The sequence below is a fragment of the Stenotrophomonas sp. STEN021 genome, from assembly GCF_056760175.1.
Window position 1 is genome coordinate 1 of sequence record NZ_JBRREH010000188.1, and the last position, 218, is coordinate 218.

General features: G+C 76.1%; 1 protein-coding gene. It reads left to right on the forward strand.

Annotated elements, in window-relative coordinates; all coding sequences use genetic code 11:
* A partial coding sequence (locus ACVOL0_RS20430) for a pentapeptide repeat-containing protein (protein ID WP_481550636.1) occupies positions 1 to 218 on the forward strand: 218 nt, incomplete at both ends.

Genomic DNA, 218 nt, shown 5'->3' on the forward strand with positions numbered 1-218 from the left:
GACCTGCGCGGTGCCGACCTGCGCGATGCCGTCCTGCGCGGTGCCGACCTGCGCGATGCCGTCCTGCGCGGTGCCGACCTGCGCGATGCCGTCCTGCGCGGTGCCGACCTGAGCGATGCCGACCTGCGCGATGCCGACCTGCGCGGTGCCGACCTGCGCGATGCCGTCCTGCGCGGTGCCGACCTGCGCGATGCCGTCCTGCGCGGTGCCGACCTGCG